Consider the following 19,967-nt stretch of genomic DNA (forward strand, 5'->3'; position numbering starts at 1 on the left):
TCGGGCAGCGGCGGGACCGTTGCAAGCTCAACGCGCGGCTGTGCGGCAGAAACGGAAATCGCGTAAGGCGACCGGGCGACGGCGGGCGCTGCCCTCTTGCGGTCCCCCCTCTTGATCGCCGCAAATCCGTTAACCATTTACCCATCAGGCACCGGACGGTCGCGCATTCGCGGACCGTCGGGGGCGCCGTTCCGCGCCGGATGACTGGGCGGAAGACCATGGAAACGGAGTGCCGGATGGACTTCGGTCAATTCACCGATCGTGCGCGCAGCGTCATTCAGGCCGCGCAGATCGCCGCCCTTGCCGAGCGGCATCAACAGCTTCTCCCCGAACATCTGCTGAAGGCCCTGATCGACGAAGGCAGCGGCGTGGCGGCGCGTCTGGTGCGCGACACCGGCGGCGACCCCGATCTGCTGAAGTCCGCGACCGAGGAGCAGCTGTCCCGCGCGCCGGTCCAGGCCGGCTCCAGCGAGGGACCGCAGCCGCTCTACATGTCGCCGGCGCTGGCCGCCGTTCTCCAGGCCGCCGTCGCCTCGGCGCGCAGCGGCGGCGACCGCTTCGTCACCGCGGAGCGCCTGCTGGAGAGCCTCGCCCGCCAGAGCGGCCCGCTGCGCGCGCTGTTCCGCCGCGCCGGCGTCGATGCCGACGCCCTGGCCGCCGCCGCCGATGCCCAGCGCAAGGACCATCCCGCCGACGCGGAGACCGAGACGACGGCCGGCGAGGCGCTGGCCCGCTACACCCGCGACCTGACCGAAGAGGCGCGGCAGGGCCGGCTCGACCCGGTCATCGGCCGTGACGACGAGATCCGCCGCACCATCCAGGTGCTGGCGCGGCGCACCAAGAACAATCCCGTCCTGATCGGCGAGCCCGGCGTCGGCAAGACCGCCGTGGTCGAGGGGCTGGCCCAGCGTCTGGCCTCCGGCGACGTGCCGGAAGGGCTGAAGGACCGCCGCGTGCTGTCGCTCGACCTCACCGCGCTGCTGGCCGGCGCCAAGTTCCGCGGCGAGTTCGAGGAGCGGCTGAAGTCGGTCCTGAGCGAGGTGCAGGAGGCCAACGGCCGCATCATCCTGTTCATCGACGAGCTGCACACGCTGATCGGCGCCGGCCGCACCGACGGGGCGATGGACGCCGCCAACATGCTGAAGCCCGCGCTGGCCAGAGGCGAGCTGCGCTGCGTCGGCGCCACCACGCCCGACGAGTACCGCAAATACATTGAGAAGGACGCCGCGCTCGCCCGCCGCTTCCAGCCGGTGACGGTGGACGAGCCGTCGGCCGACGACGCGGTGTCGATCCTGCGCGGCATCAAGGGCAAGTATGAGGTCCATCACGGCGTGCGCATCGCCGATGCGGCGGTGGTCGCGGCGGTCAGCCTGTCGGCGCGCTACATCGGCGACCGCCGCCTGCCCGACAAGGCCATCGACCTCGTCGACGAGGCGGCGAGCCGCCTGCGCATGGCCATCGACAGCAAGCCGGAGGCGCTCGACGCCGTCGACCGCCGCGTCGCCCAGCTGAAGATCGAGCGCGAGGCGCTGAAGGCCGAGCCGGATGCCGCCTCGCAGGAGCGTTTGCATGTGCTGGACGGCGAACTGATCGAAGCGGAAGCCCGCCAGACCTCGATGGAGGAGGAGTGGCGCGCCTCGCAGTCCCGCCGCACCGAAGGGCGCCGCCTGAAGGAGGAGCTGGACCAGGCCCGCACGAAGTTGGAGCGCGCCCAGCGCGACGGCGACTGGGCCAAGGCCGGCGAGCTTGCCTATGGCGTGGTGCCCGATCTGGAGAAGCGTCTGGCCGAGGCCGAATCGCGCGCCAGTGCCGAGCGTGACGAGGTGACGGCCAAGGACATCGGCGCCGTCGTCACCCGCTGGACCGGCATTCCGGTCGAACGGATGCTGGAGGGCGAGCGCCAGCGGCTGAAGGGCATGGAGGACAAGCTGGCCGAGCGCGTTGTCGGCCAGAAGGAGGCGGTGCGCGCGGTGTCCAAGGCGGTGCGGCGTGCCCGTGCCGGGCTGAAGGACCCCAGCCGCCCGACCGGTTCCTTCCTGTTCCTGGGCCCGACCGGCGTCGGCAAGACCGAGCTGGCCAAGGCGCTGGCCTCCTTCCTGTTCGACGACGAGACGGCGATCACCCGGCTCGACATGTCGGAGTATATGGAGAAGCATGCGGTCAGCCGCATGATCGGTTCGCCGCCGGGCTATGTCGGCTATGACGACGGCGGCTCGCTGGCCGAACGCATCCGGCGCCGGCCCTATCAGGTCGTGCTGCTGGACGAGGTGGAGAAGGCGCATCCCGACGTGCTGAACGTCCTATTGCAGGCGCTCGACGACGGGCGGCTGACCGACGGGCAGGGCCGCACCGCCGACTTCCGCCACGCCATCCTCATCATGACCTCCAATCTGGGGGCCGAGGCGCTGAGCGCCTTGGGCGACGACGAGGACATGGCCGGCGTGACGGTGGAGGTGATGGACGCGGTCCGTAAGGCCTTCCGGCCGGAGTTCCTCAACCGGCTGGACGACGTCCTGATCTTCCGCCGGCTGGGCCGGGACCAGATGTCGCGGATCGTCGACATCCAGCTGTCCCGCGTCAACGAGCGGCTGGCCGAGCGCGGCGTCACCCTGGCGGCGGATGCCGCGGCCAAGCGGCGGCTGGGCGATCTGGGCTGGGATCCGGCCTTCGGCGCCCGTCCGCTGAAGCGGGCCATCCAGGGTCTCGTCGAGGACCCCATCGCCGAGCGTCTGCTCGACGAGGAGGTGGAGGGCAAGACCACCATGACCCTGTCGGTGGTCGACGGCCAGCTGGCGCTGGACGGCGTGGTGGTAGAGGAGGACCGGGCGCACGGCTTCAAGGCGCCGGAACGCCCACCGCTCGGCTTCTCCCTGCCGCCGGTGGCGAGTTCCGCCGCCAGCCGCGAGGCCTCGGTCCACTGACGGTCCACTGACCGGATGACGCGTGACGGGGAAGGGGGCGCAGGCTTTGCGCCCCCTTTTCCATTTCCGGGGCTGCCCTTGGGCCGCTGCGTCTGCTAAATGACCGCTGCAACGCCGCACCGGACAGGGGGCAGGACATGACCGCGACGACGCCTTCCAATTTGGCCTACCTGTCGAATTTCTCGCTGGCCGGTCAGGTGGCGCTCGTCACCGGGTCGGGGCGTGGGCTGGGGCTGGAGATCGCGCGGGCGCTGGCCGGCTCGGGCGCGCATGTGCTGCTGAACGGCCGCGACGCCGCGACGCTGGAGGACCGCGTTGCCGAGATTGAGGCGGCCGGCGGCAGCGCGTCGGCCCTGGCCTTCGACGTGTCGGACCGGGCGGCGGTGCGCGACGCCTTCGCGCGGATCGACCGCGAGCATGGCCGGCTCGACGTGTTTGTGCAGAATGTCGGACAGCGCAACCGCAAGCCGCTGGCCGAGCTGACCGACGACGAGATCGTCACCCTTCTCGACGTCGATCTGGCCTCCAGCCTCATTCTGGCGCGGGAGGCGGCGCGGCTGATGTTGCCGCGGGGCAGCGGCCGGCTGATCGCCGTCACCTCCGTTGCCGGGCAGATCGCGCGGGCCAACGACAGCGTCTATGCCGCGGCGAAGGCCGGGCTGAACGGCATGGTGCGGGCGCTGGCCGCCGAATACGGCGCGCAGGGCCTGACCAGCAACGCCATCGCCCCCGGCTTTTTCGCAACCGAAACGAATGCGGCGATTGCTGGCGATCCCGAACGCGGCGCCTATTTCGCCAACCGCACGCCGCTGGGCCGCTGGGGCCGGCCGGAGGAGATCGCCGGGGCGGCGGTGTTCCTGGCCTCTGCCGCGGCGTCCTATGTCAACGGTCACGTCTTGGTCGTCGATGGCGGCGCCACCATCTTGATGTAAGCCGCCGGCCGACTGCCCCCCTGCCATGCTGACGATCCCGATCTCCTGCGGCGATCCCGCCGCCCTGTTCCGTCCCTGGAGCGCCGAGCCCTGGGCGATGCTGCTCGACAGCGCCGCCCCCCATCCACAGAACGGGCGCTATTCCTACATCGTTGCGGACCCGTTCCAAACCGTGGAGGCCACCGGCGGGCAGACCCTGGTGGACGGCCGGCCGGTCGGCGGCAGCCCCTTCGATGCGCTGGAACGAGCGCTGGCCGCATGTCCGCTCCCCTCCGCCGGTCCGGTTCCCTTCACCGGAGGGGCCGTGGGCTTCGTCGGTTACGAAGCCGGAACGGCTTTGGAGGGCCTGATCTCCCGCCATGGCAATCCGGGGGGCCAGCCGGACTTCGCCTTCGGCCTCTACGATGTCGTCGCCGCCTTCGACCGGCAGGAGGGCCGTGCCTGGGTGATCGCCGCCCGGCCGGAGGCGGAGGACCGCGCCCGCCGCATGGCGGCGCGGCTGTCCGTTCCGCCACTGGAACAATCGGCCGGGCCGGCGCCGCTGCACTGGCGGTCGGAGCTGGCGCGCCCGGACTATCTCGACCGGGTCGGGCGGGTGCTGGACTATATCCGGGCCGGCGACATCTATCAGGCCAACTTCACCCAGCGCTTCCTCGCCGATGTGCCGGGCTCCGTCGATGCTTATGCGCTCTACGAACGCCTGCGTGCCTTGAGCCCGGCGCCCTTCGCCGCCTTCCTCAACTGCGGCCCGAGGCTGAGGCTGGCCGGGGCGTCGCCGGAGCGCTTCATCCGGCTGGGCGCCGACCGCAGGATCGAGACCCGGCCGATCAAGGGCACCCGTCCGCGCCACGCCGATCCGGCGGCAGATGCGCGGGCTGCGGCGGAACTGTCGGCCAGCATCAAGGACCGGGCGGAAAACCTGATGATCACCGACCTGCTGCGCAACGATTTGGCGCGCGTGTCGGAGGTCGGCAGCGTCAAGGTGCCGGTGCTGTTCGGGCTGGAGAGCTTCGCCACCGTCCATCACCTCGTGTCCGTCGTCACCGCCCGCCTGCTGCCAGGGCTGGGGCCGGTCGATCTGCTGCGCGCCGCCTGTCCCGGCGGATCGATCACCGGCGCGCCGAAGATCCGCGCCATGCAGATCATCGACGAGCTGGAGGTGGCGCGCCGCGGCGCCTATTGCGGCTCGGTGGCCTGGATCGGCTTCGATGGCGCGATGGACAGCAACATCGTCATCCGCACCCTGTCGGTGACGCCGGACGCGGTGATCGCCCAGGCCGGCGGCGGCATCGTCGCCGATTCCGATCCGGCCGACGAGCATGAGGAAATGCTGGTCAAGGCCCGCGCCCAGCTGCGCGCGGCGGGCGATCCGGTGGGGGAGGGAACGGCATGACGATCTGGCTGAACGGGCGGCTGATCCAGGCGGCGGAGGCCCGGATCGACCCGGCCGACCGCGGCTTCACGCTCGGCGACGGGCTGTTCGAGACGATCCGGATCAAGGACGGCGTTCCGCGCCACCTGCCGCGCCATCTCGACCGGCTGGGCGCGGGCGCTGAACTGCTCCGCCTGCCGCTGCCCTACAGCGGCGCGGAACTGACCGGGGCGATGGCGGCGCTGATCGGGGCGACCGGCATTGCCGACGGTGTGCTGCGCCTGACCCTGTCGCGCGGAACCGGCGCCCGCGGGGTGCTGCCGCCGGCCGATGCCCGGCCGACCCTGCTGATGACCGTTGCACCCGCCGCCCACATGACCGCGCCGGTGTCCGCCATCGTCGCCCGCGGCACCCGCCGCAACGAGCATTCGCCGCTGTCGCGCCTGAAGTCGCTGAATTACCTCGATTCCATCCTGGCCCGGCAGGAGGCGGCGGAGCGCGGCGCCGACGAGGCGCTGCTGCTGAACGCCGCCGGCCGACTGGCGGAATCGAGCGTCGCCAACCTGTTCCTGTCGGTCGGCGGCCGGTTGCTGACCCCGCCGCTTGCCGACGGTGCCCTTCCCGGCATCCGCCGCGCCTTGATCCTGGAGCGCCATGGCGCCGAGGAAGCGCCGCTCACCCCGGAAGACCTCGCCCGCGCCGACGAGGCCATCCTGACCAACAGCCTGGGCCTGCGCCCGCTGGTGGCGGTCGATGGCCGCCCGGTCGGCAGCGGGGCGGCGGGGCCGGTTCTGGCCCGCCTGCTGGCCGATCCCGACCTGTAATCCGTCGCCATCCATAGGGACCGTGATGATCGAGACCGTGAGCTTTCCCGAACTGACCATCATCGGCTGCATGGTCGAGGCAAGCGGCGACGAGCTGCCCGCCGCCGTCGCCGCCGCGTGGGAACGCGTCTTCGCTGCCGATGTCGGAACGGCGGCCTACGCCGCGGTGTCGCTGCCAGACGAGAATGGGCTGAACCGCCGGCTGGTCGGCTTCATGGCGGCCAAGGCCAGCGAGATCCCGGACGGCATGGTCCGCCTCGACCTCGACGCCGGCCGCTACCTGCGCACCGCGCAGGACGGCCCGCAGGCGGCGATTGCCGACGGTTTCGCCCGGCTTCACGCCCATGCCGCGGCGAACGGGCTGACGCTGTCGGGCATCGCGCTCGATTTCGGCCACCGGCCCGGCCAGCAGGATGGGCGCCACGAACTGCATCTGGCGCTCGCCCCGCAACTGCCGGCGCTCGGCTGACGTCTCAAAGCGGGCCGGTCCGCGCCCCCTGCTTCAGCGCGCCGTGCTGTAGACGCCGTGGATGCCGAATTCCACCGGCTGCCCGGCCAGATGGCGGTTCAGCAGGGCGGCGACCTCCGCGGCGGCCGGCTTGCCGTCGAGGGCGGCGAGGTCGCGTTGCAGCGCCGCCATCGGCTTGGGCGAGGCGATGGCGAGGAAATGGTCGGCGCCGAAGGGCGGCTCCACCGTCAGCGCCAGCCGGTAGGGGCCGCCGCGCGGGATCTGCGGCGGATCCTTGCGGTCCGCCAGCGGGTAGAGATAGTTCACCGTGCCGTCGGCGGCGAGGTTGATCAGGGTGAAATAGGTGCCGCTGTTGCCGCCGATGTCGAGCGAGACCGTCTCGCCCTTGCGGTAATCGCGGTCGCCCGGCTCGACGGCCAGCGCGAGCGAGCGCTCCTGCGCCGCCGCCTTCACCCGCAGCACCAGCGCCCATTTGTCGATCACCCCCTGCACCCGCCGCCGGGTCTCCGCTGCCGCCGGGTCGCCGGGAATGCTGGCCAGCACGTCGCCCGTCGAACTGACCACCTCGCCGGAGGCGCTGTCCCAGACCAGGGCGGCATCGTCCTTTCCGGCCGGCTCGACCCCGGTGAAGCCCGCCGCCAGCGTCTTCACCACCGCCGGCTTGCCCAGGATGCGCAGCGGGATGGCGCCTGCCGCCGGCAGCAGGGAGGGCGGCTTCGGCCGGCCGGCGACCGGGTCGATCAGCGGGACCTCGCCCCGGCCGCGCGGCTGGACCTGCGGATGCTGCCGCCCTTCCAGCGCCATGCGCACGGCGCCGCGGATGTGCGCCTCCAGCTCCCCCTTGGTGACGATGCCGTCGCCGTCGCGGTCGGCCTGCCCGCGGAGCGCGTTGGCGAAGGCCCAGCTCAGCGCGCCGCGCGGCTTGCGGTCGATCAGCACCTCCGGCGCCAGCTCGTCGTCGGCCACCGCGGCGAAGAAGGTGACGTTCGGCTGCTCTTCCGCCTCCGCCTGCAAGGCGGCGCGGGTGGGCGGGGGCAGGGCGTCGTCCTCGATGTGGTCGACCGGCACGCCGTCGATGGTCGCCGCCCGGGTGCCGAGCTTGCCGGCGCGGTCGTCGAAGGCGCGGGTCATCGTTCCGGAATGGCACGAATCGGAAACGAAGATCACCCGGCGCGGTGCCGCCTCCTTGAACAGGACGGCGATCTCGTCGTCGGTCAGGCGCTGTGCCGTGCCGGGGCCGCGCGGGGCGAAATCGGCCAGCACCAGGAATTCGTCCAGCCCGTCGGCCTCGCTGCCGGGCACACGCTCCGGTTGTTGTGCGCCATGGCCGGCGAAGGTCAGCACCAGCGTCGAGTCGGGGGAGGTTTCGGCGATCAGCTGCCGCCATGCGGCGATGATCCGGCTGCGCTCGGCCTCGCCATCGACGAACAGGCGCAGTTTCCGCACACCGAGACCCTTCAGCGCATCGGCGATGTCGCGGGCGTCGTTGACCGCCCCCTGGAGCGGATTGATCCGGCTGTACCTGTCGATTCCGATCACCAGCGCGGCGATTTCCGCCCGCGCCGGGCCCGCGGCCAGCATCGGTCCGGCGGCGAGCGAGAGGCCCGCCAACGCCGTCGCCAACACGGTCAGCCGCCGCAATCCTGCAATCATTCGATGCCCCAAATACCCCGGAAGAGACCGGCCCGCCCGAACGGGTTACGGCCGATGATAGTTAAAAGACTGCACGAATTGGTAGCAATGACCCCTTCCTTCAGGGTTGTTGCTGTGGCAGCGTTGCAGCCGGGTTCGAGCCGCCGTGACGATGCAGCCGCTGGGGGGTGGCGCCGATGGTCACGGTTTCGGATCTGAAACGCAAGACGCGATCGAACAGAAAAGCAAACGGGAATCCAGGCAATGCGAAGCAACCGTGTCAGGGCAAGCCTCCTCTCCGTCACCATCGTCGCCATGGCGCTCAGCGGCTGCGTGACCACGCAGCAGGACCGCATCGGCGCCAATGACGGGTCCGATGCCTGCTACCAGTACCGGGTCGCCCTCGATTCGACCGGCAATTTCTATGCCGAGGACATGCTGAAGGGCGCCGCCATCGGTGCGGGCGCCGGGGCGCTGACCGGTGCGCTGGCCGGCGGCAACCTCAAGAGTGCCCTGATCGGGGCCGCAGCCGGGGCCGCCGTCGGCACGCTCGGCGGCTACTGGAACTCCAGGATGCAGCAGGGCCGCGATCAGGCGATCCTGGGCGTGGCGAACGATCTCGACACCGAGAACCAGAACCTGGACCGCACCCAGGTCGCGCTCGACCAGCTGGTGAACTGCCGCCGCGCCGAGATCGCGCGGGTCAAGGCCGACTACAAGGCGAACCGCATCGGCAAGCCGGAAGCCGAACAGCGCCTCGCCCTGATCCGCGGCCAGCTGGACAAGGACTACACCATCGCCAGCGGCATCAACCAGAACATCGTCAAGCGCCGCGACGAGTATCTGATCGCCGCCGACAACATCGAGCCGGGTGCCGCCGCCAAGATCCGCACCAAGACCGCGGTCAAGGCGCAGACCAAGAAGAAGCCGGCCAAGCAGACCACGACCGCCAGCGCCTCGCCGTCGCAGGTGGTCCAGCGCACCAACACCGCCTTCGAAACGTCGGAGCGCATCAACGCCTCGACCAACGCCATCCAGCAGATCGCCCAGAAGGAAGCCACCCTCGACGCGGTCTGAGGCGCGGTCCGAGGCGCAATCCGACAAGGTCCGATAGGATCCGCCCGGCCGCAGCATCTCCATAAGGTGCCGCGGCCGGGCGGTCTTCGACATTCAGTGCAAGCGGAACCGACGATGGCCGGCTGTCTCACTCACCCGATCACGCGGCTTCGGCGCGGTGCCAGTATCGGCATCCGCTCCGGCGCTCTCCTCGCCGCCCTCCTCGGCCTTCTGCTGGGCTGGCTGGCGGCTGGAAGCGCGCTGGCGGGCGACGCATCGACGGGCGCGTTCCTGCGCATCGAGACCGGTGGCCACACCGCCCGCGTCAACCGGCTGGCCAGCGATGCCCAGGGCCGGCTGATCGCCACCGTGTCCAACGACAAGTCCCTGCGCCTGTGGAGCCGCGACGGCGAGCCGCTGGGCGTGCTGCGCGTGCCGATGGAGGCGGGGGACGAAGGGGCGCTCTATGCCGTCGCCCTGTCCGCCGACGGGTCGCTGGCCGTGGCGGCCGGCAACACGGGCACCAGCTGGGGCGACGGCGTCACGCTCTACCTGTTCGACGTGAAGGCCCAGCGGCTTAAGGCGCGGCTTGCCGGCCAGCCGCAGGTGCTGAACGATCTGGCCTTCTCGCCCGACGGGCGGTTCGTCGCCGGGGCCTTCGGCGGCACCGCCGGCATCCGCGTGTGGGACAGCGCCGGCTTCAAGCCGGTCGCCGAGGATACCGGCTACGGCGCGCGGGTTTCGGCGCTGGCCTTCGCGCCCGACGGCCGGCTCGCCACCGCGTCCTTCGACGGCAACATCCGCCTCTACGATGCCGGCTTCAAGCAGAAGGCCAAGCGCAAGCCGGGCAGCGGCATGCCCTATTCGGTGGCCTTCTCGCCCGACGGGGCGCTGCTGGCCGTCGGCTATGCCGACCAGACGCGGGTCGACGTGCTGTCGGGCAGCGACCTGAAGGCGCGTCTTTCACCCAAGACCACCGGCATCTCCGGCGGCAGCTTCGCCGCCGTCGCCTGGGACGGCACGGCGCTGGTCGCCGCCGGCACCGCGACGCAGGACGGCGCCCGCAACGTGGTGCGCCGCTGGGCCGACGGCGGCAAGGGCGCCTTCGCCGACACCCCCGTGGCGCGCGATTCGGTGACCCACCTGCTGGCCCTGCCCGGCGGCGGGGTGGCCTTCGCCGCCGCCGACCCCGGATGGGGCGTGCTCGATCCGGCCGGCCGGCTGCTGTTCGCCCGCATCGGCGACGTCGCCGATTACCGCGACATCCATCTCGGCCGTTTCGGCCTGTCGGACGACGGGCTGGTGCTGGAATTCGGCATGGAGCAGGGCGGCCGGCGGCCGATGCGCTTCGACGTGCTGGCCCGCAGCCTGACGCCGGCGCCCGAGGTGCTGCCCGGCCTGAACCGCCCGTCCGCCGAGGGACCGGGCATCGGCGTTTCCGACTGGCGCAACAGCCGGACGGCCAAGGTCAATGGCCAGCCGGTGAAACTGGACAGCGGCGAGTGGGCGCGCAGCGTCACCGTGCTGGGCGCGCAGCGCCGCGTCCTGCTGGGCGGCGAGTTCAGCCTGCGCCTGCTCGATTCCGCCGGTGCCGAGCTTGCCCGCGCCGAGGTGCCGGCCGCCGTGTGGGGCGTCGTCGCGTCGGCCGACGGCCGGGTCGCCGTGGCGGCGCTGGGTGACGGCACGTTGCGCTGGTATGCCCTGTCCGGCGGCGCCCGCCCGCTGGAGGAGCTGGCGGCGCTGTTCCCGCACCGCGACGGCCGCCGCTGGGTGCTGTGGACGCCGGAGGCCTTCTTCGACCATTCCGAGAGCGGCGGCGAGACCCTGGTCGGCTTCCATCTGAACGACCCCAAGAAGAAGGGGCTGCAATGGGTGGAGTTCAAGCAGGTCTACCGCGTGTTCGACGCGCCTGAACTGGTGCGCGCCAGGCTGCGCCAGACCGGGCAGGCGGAGATCGCGGCGCGCCTGTCCGCCATCGGCGACATCCGCCTGCTGACCCAGCGCCGTCCGCAGGTGACCCTGCTGGACTATTGCACCGTGCCCGCCGCCTCCCGCGGGCTGGCGCTCGGCACCGGTGCGGTTGAGGTCCCGGCCACGACTACGACCCCGGCCCCGGCGGTGACGGCGGACGCCGAAACCTGCCATCCGCTGGACATGACGCCGGTCAGCCGCGCCTTCGCGCGCGCCAAAGAGCCGGCCCCGGCCCCCGCAGCGGCGGTAGTAGCCGCCAAGGCGCCGCCGCAAGGGGCGGCCCAGGCGGCGGATCCCGACGGCACGGCGGACACGCCCCGCCTGACCGTGGCGCTGCCGGAGGGGATCGGTGCGGTGCGCCTGCGCTACCGTGTCGCCGATACCGGCGGCGGCATCGGGTCGGTCGATCTCTTCCGCAATGGCCGCAACGTCAGCGGCCAGGACAAGTCGCGCGCCTTCGCCCGCGCCAAGGACCCCTCGCCGCAGCCTGCCGAACAGCCCTCCCCGCCGCCGCCATCCCCGCCCGCCGCAGGCGACGTCGCCAAGGATCAGGCGCCGGTGCCGGAAGAGCGGGTGAGCACCGTCCGGCTCGATCCGGGCAGCAACCGCGTGCAGATCCGTGCCTACAGCGGGTCCGACGCCATCTACGAGCGCTCGGCCCTGGTCGATTTCGTTCTGCCGGCGCCGGTTGCAGAGGCGGAGGACGGCAAGGCGCGGGACGTGCCGGACCGGCCGCGGCTGATCACCTTCGTCGTCGGCATCGACAAATACCGGCCGGCGGGCTCGCAGCTGCGCTTCGCCCGTGCCGACGCCACCTCCTTCGCCGAGGCGGTGCGCGGCCGCATTCCCGCAACCTACGACCGGGAGCAGTCGCTGGCGCTGTCGCGGACGCTCTATGACGAGGAGGCGAGCCGCGACGCCGTCGTGTCCGGGCTGGAGGCGCTGGCCGCTGCCGCGCGGGAACAGGACACGGTCGTCCTCTACCTTGCCGGCCATGGCGTGATCGTGCCGTCGCCGAAGGACCCGTCGGTCAAGCTGTACCATTTCATCACCCAGGACGTGGCCGCCACCACGCCCGAGGCGATCACCCGGCAGGGCCTGTCGGAAAAGGATCTGAACCGGCTGGTCAGCGCCATCGCCGCCCGCAACGTGCTGGTCCTGCTCGACACCTGCCATTCGGGTGCCGTGTCCGCCGGCACGGTCGACAAGCTGTACCAGGACATGGGCCAGCGCTATCTGCTGGCGGCCTCGTCGGAGCAGGAGGAGGCGCTCGACAGCTATGACGGCCGCAACGGCATCTTCGCCCATGCGGTGCTGGAGGGCTTGAAGGGCAAGGCCCTGCTGCCGGGCGACGAGGCGGTCTACAACCTGACGCTCGGCCAGTACGTCAACCGCGCCGTGCCGCGTCTGGCGCGGGAGAAGCGCTGGAACCAGTCCGCCATCTTCAAGACCGGCGGCAACGAGCTGAACCCCTTCCCGCTGGCGGCGCCGGAGCCGGCGAAGCCCTGAACGCCCGTTTGGAAAGCGTCCATCATGATCCGCGTCCTTTCCGGTCCGTCACTCCCGCGACTTTGGGGAGCCCGGCTTCCGGCGGCGGCAGGCATCGCCTGCCTCCTGACGGTCGGGGTGTCGCAGGCCCAGTCCCCGCCGGCGGCGGCTGTGGACACCCCGCGTCCGACCGCCGCCGAGGCTCGTGGGCAGGTGGACGCGGCGGTTGGCCGCCTGACCTGCGCCGGTGTCGAAACGACGGAGACCGCCAAGGGGCTGCGCATCGCCGGCTATGTCGGCAGCGTCGAGGACGCCGGTGTCCTGAAAGCGGTACTCACCGCGTTGCCGCCCGGCATCGATCTCGATGTGCGGGTGGCGGTGCGGCCCTGGCCGCTGTGCGAGGGGCTGGGCATCGCCGGGCTGGCTGGCGGGCCGAAGGAGAGTCCGGAAGGGCAGGGGTCCGACGCCCCGACGCTCGGCTTCAACCGGCCGTCTCTGGTCTACCGCAAGGGCGAGACGCTGGAGGTCACGGTCACCGCCGGCATGCCGGGCCATCTGACCGTCGACTACATCGACACCGACGGCAGCGTGATCCACATGGTGCCGATGCGCCTGCGCCGCGACGACCGTGTGGAGGCCGGGCGGCCGGTGACGCTCGGCGTCGCGAAGTCGGCGACCGACCGCATCTACACCATCGCCCCGCCCTTCGGCCCGGCGATGATCCTGGCGCTGGTGACCCGCGACCCGCTGTTTCCCGCCGACCGGGAGGAGGTCGAGCCCGCCGGTCCCTATCTGGCGGGCCTGCGCGCTGCGCTGGCGGCGGCGCTGCCGGCCGACGCCAAAGGCACCGTGGCCGTCCGCTCCGCCGTCCTCACCACCGTCGCCGAGTAGCGTGGCCGCCACGGTCTTAACGAATCCACTGCCGGCCCGCACTGCCGTCCATTGCCAGATGCCGGGGCAAACACTATGATTCAAGCGGTAGAAGCCGGGTGTCCTCAGGGGCGAGACCCGTACCGCTTGAGACGATCGGAAGACCCGTATGGACGCTCACGACCTTTCGCTGGACGACAACCGCACGCTCCAGGCCATCGGCATCCTGGCCGACGTGCTGGATGGGGTCGAGGGGCCGGGCGGTCTCGACACGGTGCTGGTGTCCAAGGCGCTGCGTCAGGTGATCGCCACCAAATCGCAGCCGGCCTTCGAATTCGCCTCCCGCGCCTTCAACACGCTGGAACCCTCGGTCCGCCGCCAGGTGGCGCAAACCGCGGACGAGGCGGCGCATCACTCGGTCGAGCTGCGCGGCCGGGTCGGCGGCTTCCTGTCCACCGCCCCGAAGAAGCCGGTTCCCCCGGGGCAGGTCGTCGGCCAGCAGCCCAACTTCATCACCGCGCTGAACCTGCGCTCCCGCCGCCGGCCGAACTCGCCCACCTGACCCACCCGTCTGGGCCGGCCCACGCGAGCTGGCTTAGCCGGCCTTTTCGGGCCTTTCATTTCCCGGCCATGCTTCCTCCGGCAGCGTGTCGAGCAGCGCGCAGTCCCAATAGGGGCGCGGGCCGAAGCGCTGCACCAGGAAATCCACGAACACCCGCACCTTCGGCGACAAATGGCGGTTCTGCGGATAGACCGCATTGACGCTGACCTCGGCCGGGACATGGCGGTGCAGGATGCTGACCAGCTCGCCGCGCGACAGCGCCTGCCCGCACAGGAAGGTCGGCGACATGATGAAGCCGACGCCGGACGCCGCCGCCTCGCGCAGCAGGTCGCCGTTGTTGCTGCGGATCGGGCCCGTCACCCGGACGCTGCGCATCTCCCCGTCGACGATGAACGGCCACAGGTCGGGGGTCGGCACGTTGGTGTAGATCAGGCAGGCGTGGTTGCTCAGCTCGTCGGGCGTCTGCGGCACGCCATGCTTTTGCAGATAGGCCGGGCTGGCGCACAGCGCCATCCGCGCCGGGGCCAGCCGCCGGGCGATCAGGGAGCTGTCGCGCAGCCGGCCGATGCGCACCGCCAGATCGTACCCCTCGTCAACCAGATCGACCGTGCGGTCGTTCAGGTCCATGTCGATCTCGATGGCCGGGTAGCGCTCCAGGAACTCCGCCACGGCCGGGGCCAGATGCATGATGCCGAAGCTGACCGGCGCGTTCAGCCGCAGCCTGCCGCGCGGGGCGGCATGCAGGTCGGCGACCGCCTGCTCCGCCTCCTCCAGATCGGCGAGGATGCGGGTGCAGCGCTCGTAATAGGCCTGGCCCACCTCGGTCAGGCTGAGCTTGCGGGTGGTGCGGTTCAAGAGCCGCGCGCCGAGCCTGTTCTCCAGCTCGCCGATGCGGCGGGAGACCACCGACTTCGACAAATTGAGCCGGTCGGCGGCGGCGGTGAAGCTCTTGGTGTCCACCACCTTGATGAAGGCGAGCATGTCGTCGAGGCGATCCATGGCATTGTTGTACACCCGGAAACAATGAGGTGCCAAGATCCGGGATTACCGGAAGCGCCGCCGCGCCCTATTTCTGGTGTCACCGCCGCACCGGCACCGGTCCGCGGCGGCCGGAAAATCGACGGCCCATTCACGCAAACCAACAGGGAGTGACGGCGATGGCGAAGGTTCTGGTCCTCTATTACAGCAGCTGGGGTCATGTGTCGGAGATGGCGCAGGCGGTGGCCGAAGGTGCCCGCTCCGTCGCCGGGACCGAGGTGGCGGTGAAGCGCGTGCCCGAGCTGGTGCCGGAAGCCGTCCGCCAGTCCGCCCACTACAAGGACGAGAGCAACATCCCCGTCGCCACGGTCGACGAGCTGGCCCAGTACGACGCGATCATCATCGGCACGCCGACGCGCTACGGCAACATGGCCTCGCAGATGAAGAACTTCCTCGACCAGACCGGCGGGCTGTGGGCCAAGGGCGCGCTCGTCGGCAAGGTCGGCAGCGTCTTCACCTCCACCGCCACCCAGCATGGCGGGCAGGAAAGCACCATCCTCAGCACCCACACCGTCCTGCTGCATCTGGGTCTGGTGATCGTCGGGCTGCCCTATTCCTTCCAGGGCCAGATGGGCGTTTCGGAAGTCATGGGCAACTCGCCCTACGGCGCCAGCACCATCGCCGACGGCGACGGCTCGCGCCGCCCGAGTGCGGTCGAACTGGACGGCGCCCGCTATCAGGGCCGCCATGTCGCCGGGATCACGGCGAAGCTGCACGGTTGATGTCCGGTCTACAGTGAAGAAGGGGAGGGAGCCGTGGGCCTGCTGATCGATGGACAGTGGCAAGACCAGTGGTACGACACCAAGAAGACCGGCGGCGCGTTCGTCCGGACGGAGGCGCAGTTCCGCGACCGGGTGTCGGCCGACGGCTCCACCCCCTATCCGGCGGAGGCCGGGCGCTATCACCTGATGGTGTCGCTGGCCTGCCCGTGGGCGCACCGCACGCTGATCTTCCGCAAGCTGAAGCGGCTGGACGACGTGATCGGTGTCAGCATCGTCGACCCGCTGATGCTGGCCGACGGCTGGACCTTCGCCGAGCCGGAACCGGTCACCGGATCCGGCCGCCTCTACGAGGTCTATCTGAAGGCCAAGCCCGGCTACAGCGGCCGGGTGACCGTCCCGGTGTTGTGGGACAAAAAGACCGGCAGCATCGTGAACAACGAGTCGGCGGAGATCATCCGCATGCTCAACCGCGCGTTCGACGCCTTCACCGACGTCCGCACCGATTTCTACCCCGCTGAATTGGCGGAGGAGATCGACCGCGTCAACGCCCACGTCTATGACGCCGTCAACAACGGCGTCTACAAGGCCGGTTTCGCCACCTCCCAGGACAAGTACGAGGCGGCGTTCGACGCGCTGTTCGCCGCCTTGGACGGCATCGACGCCAAGCTGGCGACGCAGCGCTGGCTGGTCGGCAACCGCCTGACCGAGGCGGATTGGCGGCTGTTCACCACGCTGGTGCGCTTCGACGCGGTTTATGTCGGGCATTTCAAGTGCAACCAGCGGCGGATCGCCGACTATCCGCACCTGTCGGGCTATCTGCGCGACCTCTATCAGGTGCCGGGCGTGGCCGAGACGGTGAATTTCGACCACATCAAGCGCCATTACTACGGCAGCCACGCCACCATCAACCCGACCGGCATCGTGCCGAAGGGGCCGAAGCTCGACCTCGACGCGCCGCACGGACGCGGCGGCCTCGGGCCCGATCCGGTGTGACGCGTGACGGATCGGCTCCCCGGCGGTTGTCAGAAGGAAACGACAATCGCTCAGGGGAGTTCGTCCAATGCGTACAGTCATCCTCGCTGCCGCCGCCGTCCTGGCCCTGTCGTCGCCGGCCCTGGCCCAAAGCGGGCAATCCCAGAGCGGCCAAGGCGGATGGGGCGGCGCGCTCGATCAGCTGAACCGGGCCGTCAACCCCAACGCCTATCCGCAGGATCGCGACGGGCGCGCGGCGGATGAGCGCGATGTGAACCGCGATGCGAACCGTGACGGGCGGCGCTATGAAGGCTCGTCGGGCAACCGCCGCGGCAACGCCTACAGCGACTATTCCGACCGCGACCTGCGCAGCCAGTACGACCGGCTGGGCGAGGAGCAGCGCCAGCTCCGGCAGAGCCGCCGCGCCATCGAGGACGAGATGGAGCGCCGCGGCATCAACCGCTGAGAAAAACCTTAAATCAAGGGTCAGCCGTCAGGGCTTGTAGCAGCGGGCCATGTCTTCCGGGTTGCCCATCGCCTCGCACTGGAAGCCGTTGGAGAATTTGAAGCGCAGCGGGCCGGTCTTGCGGACGCTGACCACCGGCTTCTTTCCCGCATCCTGGAATTCCACCCAGGCGGAGCTGTCGAAGCGGGTCTGCACCCCGTTGCTCAGCTGCACGCGGCCCTGACGGTCCTTGATCACCTGGATGCCGGTGTTGAACAGCAGGTTCGGGCCGTCGGGCTTCGCCGACAGGCCGTTGGTGCAGTTCACCCCCTCCGGCTTGACCGCGACGCATTCGAAGGATTGCGGCTGGCTGGCGGTGAGGACCATCGCATAGATGGCGATTTCCAGGACATTCATCGGCATCGGCGTACACCAGCGGGAGGGCGGCGGGTTTTTCCGTCTTACCGGTCATCTGGTTACGAAAGGGATAATGTCGCGCCCGCGGTCGAATCTTGCGTGGACCGCCTGCCGATCCGGCGCGAAGACGGCTTCGGGGCGGCAGCCGGGCCGCTGCGGCCATCCGTCGCCGTGACATGACGGGTGAAGCGCCCCGGTGCCTGGACTTGCGCGTCCCGGACCGGTAGAAGCGGTGGCATCGGCCATTTCTTCAGCGACAGGGGGCGGGCGCAATCCCATGACGTTCCAACAGCGTTTGATCCTGCTGGTCACCGGTCTGGTGCTGCTGGCGGTTGCGGCGGTCACCATGACGATGGCCTGGACGACGCGCGCCGCCCTGACCGAACGGATCGAGACGGAGGCGCGGCTGGCCGCCGGCCTGCTCGCCCGCGGTGCCGCCCAGTCGCGCGACATCCCGCAGGACGTCGACGCCCTGCTGTCGGAACGCCTGCTGTCGGAAGCGACGCTGACCGCGCATCTGGTGGCGCTGGCCGAAACGGCGAAGATGGCGCCACGCGCCATCAACGACCGGCTGAAGCAGATCGCCGAGGCCGGCGGTCCGGACGAGATGTGGATCACCGACAACCGCGGCCGCGCCTATCTGCACAACCTGCCCGGCCCCGATCCGCTGTTCGGCCAGGATGCCAAGGGCGGCCCGCGCCATGGCGCCTATGCCGGCCTGCTGAACCGCTCCCCGGTGTCGGTGGTTTCCGAGCCGGCGATGGAGAACGGCAAGCTGATGAAGTTCGCCGGGGTGGCCGGCGTCGACAAGCCGCGCATCGTGCAGGTCGGCGCCGACGTGCGGCGGCTGGGCGACCTGCTGCGCAAATCGGGGGCCGACGGGCTGGTCGACGGGCTGATCGCCACCCGCGCGGTGGAGGCGGCATGGCTGCTCGATCGCGATGGCCGGGTGCTGGCCCGCGGCGCGGTGGCGGCCGACGGCACGCCGCTGTCCGATGCCGACACCGCCGCGGCCAAGGCGGTGACGCCCGGCGGCGACGTGACCGTCCGCGTGTCGGGCAACAGCCTGCTGGCGCTGGCACCGATCAAATATGCCGGTCCCACTCCCACCGCGGCCTCTTCTTCCGGGGCCGGCGTCCCGACGGTCGCCGCGGTGCGGGTGGCCTACAGCGAGCCGGGCGCGATGCTGAGCCGCCAGATGAAGATCGGCGGGCTGGTCGGCATCTTCGTGCTGGCGCTGGGCGTCTATGCCTGCATGCGCTTCGCCCGCGACCAGATGGCCCCGGTGGAGCGGCTGGGCGAGGCGGTCAAGGCGATGGAGGCCGGCCGCTTCAATCCCCTGACCCTGAACGAGGCCGCCGGCCGCGACGACGAGTTCGGCCGCCTGTCCCGCGTCTTCCGCCGCATGGCGATGGAGGCGAACGCCCGCGAGGAGACCCTCGACGCCCAGCTGGTCATGCGCGGGGCGGAGCTTGAGACCAAGAGCGAGAAGCTGGCCGCCGCCGAACAGCTGATCGAGGAGGAGCAGCGCGCCGCCCGCGACGTGCAGTCCGGCCTGCTGCCGCGCCAATTGCCGGTCGGCCGCGACAGCCAGTTCTACGGCATCCTGGTGCCCGGCCATGCGGTCAGCGGCGACTTCTACGACGTGGTCGAGCTGGACGAGCGGCACAGCCTGCTGGTCGCCGCCGGCGTGTCGGGCGGCGGCGTGCCCGCCGCCTTCCTGATGCTGATGGTGCGCGGCGCCATCCGCGAGGCGGCCCGCCCCGGTGTCGGCCCGGCCGCCATCCTGACCCATGCCAACGAGCGCCTGTGCGGCGAAAGCCCCTTCAACGGCTTCGCCACCGCCTTCGTCGCCGTCTATGACCGCGCCGCCGGCACCCTGGTGCATGCCTCAGCCGGCCATCGCGGCGCCGCCCGCGTCGCGACCGACGGCGCGGTGCAGTACCTGTCGGAGGCCGGCGGTCCGCCGCTGGGCGTGCGCCGCGGCGCTCCCTACAGCGAAGCGACGGCGTTGCTGACCCAGGACGAGACGCTCTTCCTGTGCACCGACGGCGTGCTCCAGTCCGTCGACGGCCATCGCGAGCCCTTCGGCGAGGCCCGCCTCGCCGCGGCGCTGGCGCACAGCCGCGGCATGTCCGTCCGTGACCGCACCGAGATGGTCCTGCGCACGGTGCAGGCGCATGTCGGCGCCGACGGGATTCTTGCCGGCGACCTGGTCTGTCTGGTCATGCGCCGCCTGCTGCCGGTGACGGAGACGGCCGAGGCGGTTTGAGGGC

16 protein-coding genes are annotated in these 19,967 nt (G+C 70.8%); 13 read left to right on the forward strand and 3 right to left on the reverse strand.

Annotated elements, in window-relative coordinates:
- Nucleotides 1-236: 236 nt before the first annotated feature.
- From clpB to VH569_RS17065, 5 genes are all read left to right on the forward strand, one after another.
- Nucleotides 237-2,921 carry an ATP-dependent chaperone ClpB gene (gene clpB / locus VH569_RS17045; RefSeq protein WP_423316396.1) on the forward strand — a complete coding sequence of 895 codons (2,685 nt, stop codon included), beginning with the start codon at nt 237-239 and terminating at the stop codon, nt 2,919-2,921.
- A gap of 137 nt (nt 2,922-3,058) precedes the next feature.
- Complete coding sequence (locus VH569_RS17050) at nt 3,059-3,853, forward strand: SDR family oxidoreductase (protein ID WP_423316397.1); 795 nt, start codon at nt 3,059-3,061, stop codon at nt 3,851-3,853.
- Between the two features lie 25 nt (nt 3,854-3,878).
- Complete coding sequence (gene pabB, locus VH569_RS17055) at nt 3,879-5,246, forward strand: aminodeoxychorismate synthase component I (protein WP_423316398.1); 1,368 nt, start codon at nt 3,879-3,881, stop codon at nt 5,244-5,246.
- A complete protein-coding gene (locus VH569_RS17060; protein ID WP_423316399.1) occupies nt 5,243-6,049 on the forward strand; it encodes an aminotransferase class IV in 807 nt (268 codons plus the stop codon). Before pabB ends, VH569_RS17060 begins: the two co-directional genes overlap by 4 nt.
- 25 nt (nt 6,050-6,074) lie before the next feature.
- Nucleotides 6,075-6,518, forward strand: a complete 444-nt coding sequence (locus VH569_RS17065; protein ID WP_423316400.1) for a GyrI-like domain-containing protein — start codon at nt 6,075-6,077, stop codon at nt 6,516-6,518.
- A 33-nt stretch (nt 6,519-6,551) separates the two neighbouring features.
- Here the strand turns inward: VH569_RS17065 and VH569_RS17070 are convergent, their stop codons facing one another.
- Complete coding sequence (locus VH569_RS17070) at nt 6,552-8,171, reverse strand: caspase family protein (protein WP_423316401.1); 1,620 nt, start codon at nt 8,169-8,171, stop codon at nt 6,552-6,554.
- 243 nt (nt 8,172-8,414) lie between these two features.
- Here VH569_RS17070 and VH569_RS17075 point away from each other — a divergent pair, with 243 nt between their 5' ends.
- The 4 genes from VH569_RS17075 (at nt 8,415) to VH569_RS17090 (ending at nt 14,097) form a co-directional block, all read left to right on the forward strand.
- Complete coding sequence (locus VH569_RS17075) at nt 8,415-9,227, forward strand: YMGG-like glycine zipper-containing protein (protein WP_423316402.1); 813 nt, start codon at nt 8,415-8,417, stop codon at nt 9,225-9,227.
- 114 nt (nt 9,228-9,341) lie between these two features.
- Nucleotides 9,342-12,686: a caspase family protein gene (locus tag VH569_RS17080; protein ID WP_423316403.1), complete on the forward strand. Its 3,345-nt coding sequence runs from the start codon at nt 9,342-9,344 to the stop codon at nt 12,684-12,686.
- Between the two features lie 24 nt (nt 12,687-12,710).
- Complete coding sequence (locus VH569_RS17085) at nt 12,711-13,556, forward strand: DUF4384 domain-containing protein (protein WP_423316404.1); 846 nt, start codon at nt 12,711-12,713, stop codon at nt 13,554-13,556.
- 148 nt (nt 13,557-13,704) lie between these two features.
- Nucleotides 13,705-14,097 carry a hypothetical protein gene (locus tag VH569_RS17090; RefSeq protein WP_423316405.1) on the forward strand — a complete coding sequence of 131 codons (393 nt, stop codon included), beginning with the start codon at nt 13,705-13,707 and terminating at the stop codon, nt 14,095-14,097.
- A gap of 33 nt (nt 14,098-14,130) precedes the next feature.
- Here VH569_RS17090 and VH569_RS17095 read toward each other — a convergent pair whose 3' ends face one another.
- On the reverse strand, nt 14,131-15,096 hold the full coding sequence (locus VH569_RS17095) for a LysR family transcriptional regulator (protein ID WP_423316406.1): 966 nt from the start codon (nt 15,094-15,096) through the stop codon (nt 14,131-14,133).
- Between the two features lie 158 nt (nt 15,097-15,254).
- Between VH569_RS17095 and wrbA the strand changes: the two genes are divergently transcribed.
- The 3 genes from wrbA (at nt 15,255) to VH569_RS17110 (ending at nt 17,295) form a co-directional block, all read left to right on the forward strand.
- Nucleotides 15,255-15,857, forward strand: a complete 603-nt coding sequence (wrbA, locus tag VH569_RS17100) for an NAD(P)H:quinone oxidoreductase (protein ID WP_423316407.1) — start codon at nt 15,255-15,257, stop codon at nt 15,855-15,857.
- Between the two features lie 33 nt (nt 15,858-15,890).
- The gene (locus tag VH569_RS17105) at nt 15,891-16,850 is read left to right on the forward strand and encodes a glutathione S-transferase family protein (protein ID WP_423316408.1); all 960 of its coding nucleotides are present in this window, start codon (nt 15,891-15,893) and stop codon (nt 16,848-16,850) included.
- 67 nt (nt 16,851-16,917) lie between these two features.
- Complete coding sequence (locus VH569_RS17110) at nt 16,918-17,295, forward strand: hypothetical protein (RefSeq protein WP_423316409.1); 378 nt, start codon at nt 16,918-16,920, stop codon at nt 17,293-17,295.
- 27 nt (nt 17,296-17,322) lie between these two features.
- Here VH569_RS17110 and VH569_RS17115 read toward each other — a convergent pair whose 3' ends face one another.
- Entirely contained in the window at nt 17,323-17,697 is a 375-nt protein-coding gene (locus tag VH569_RS17115) for a hypothetical protein (protein WP_423316410.1), read from the reverse strand.
- Between the two features lie 271 nt (nt 17,698-17,968).
- Here VH569_RS17115 and VH569_RS17120 point away from each other — a divergent pair, with 271 nt between their 5' ends.
- The gene (locus VH569_RS17120) at nt 17,969-19,963 is read left to right on the forward strand and encodes a PP2C family protein-serine/threonine phosphatase (RefSeq protein WP_423316411.1); all 1,995 of its coding nucleotides are present in this window, start codon (nt 17,969-17,971) and stop codon (nt 19,961-19,963) included.
- Nucleotides 19,964-19,967 lie beyond the last annotated feature (4 nt).

The sequence above is a fragment of the Azospirillum sp. 11R-A genome (assembly GCF_049472615.1).
In the GTDB taxonomy this organism is placed as follows: Bacteria; Pseudomonadota; Alphaproteobacteria; order Azospirillales; family Azospirillaceae; genus Azospirillum; species Azospirillum palustre.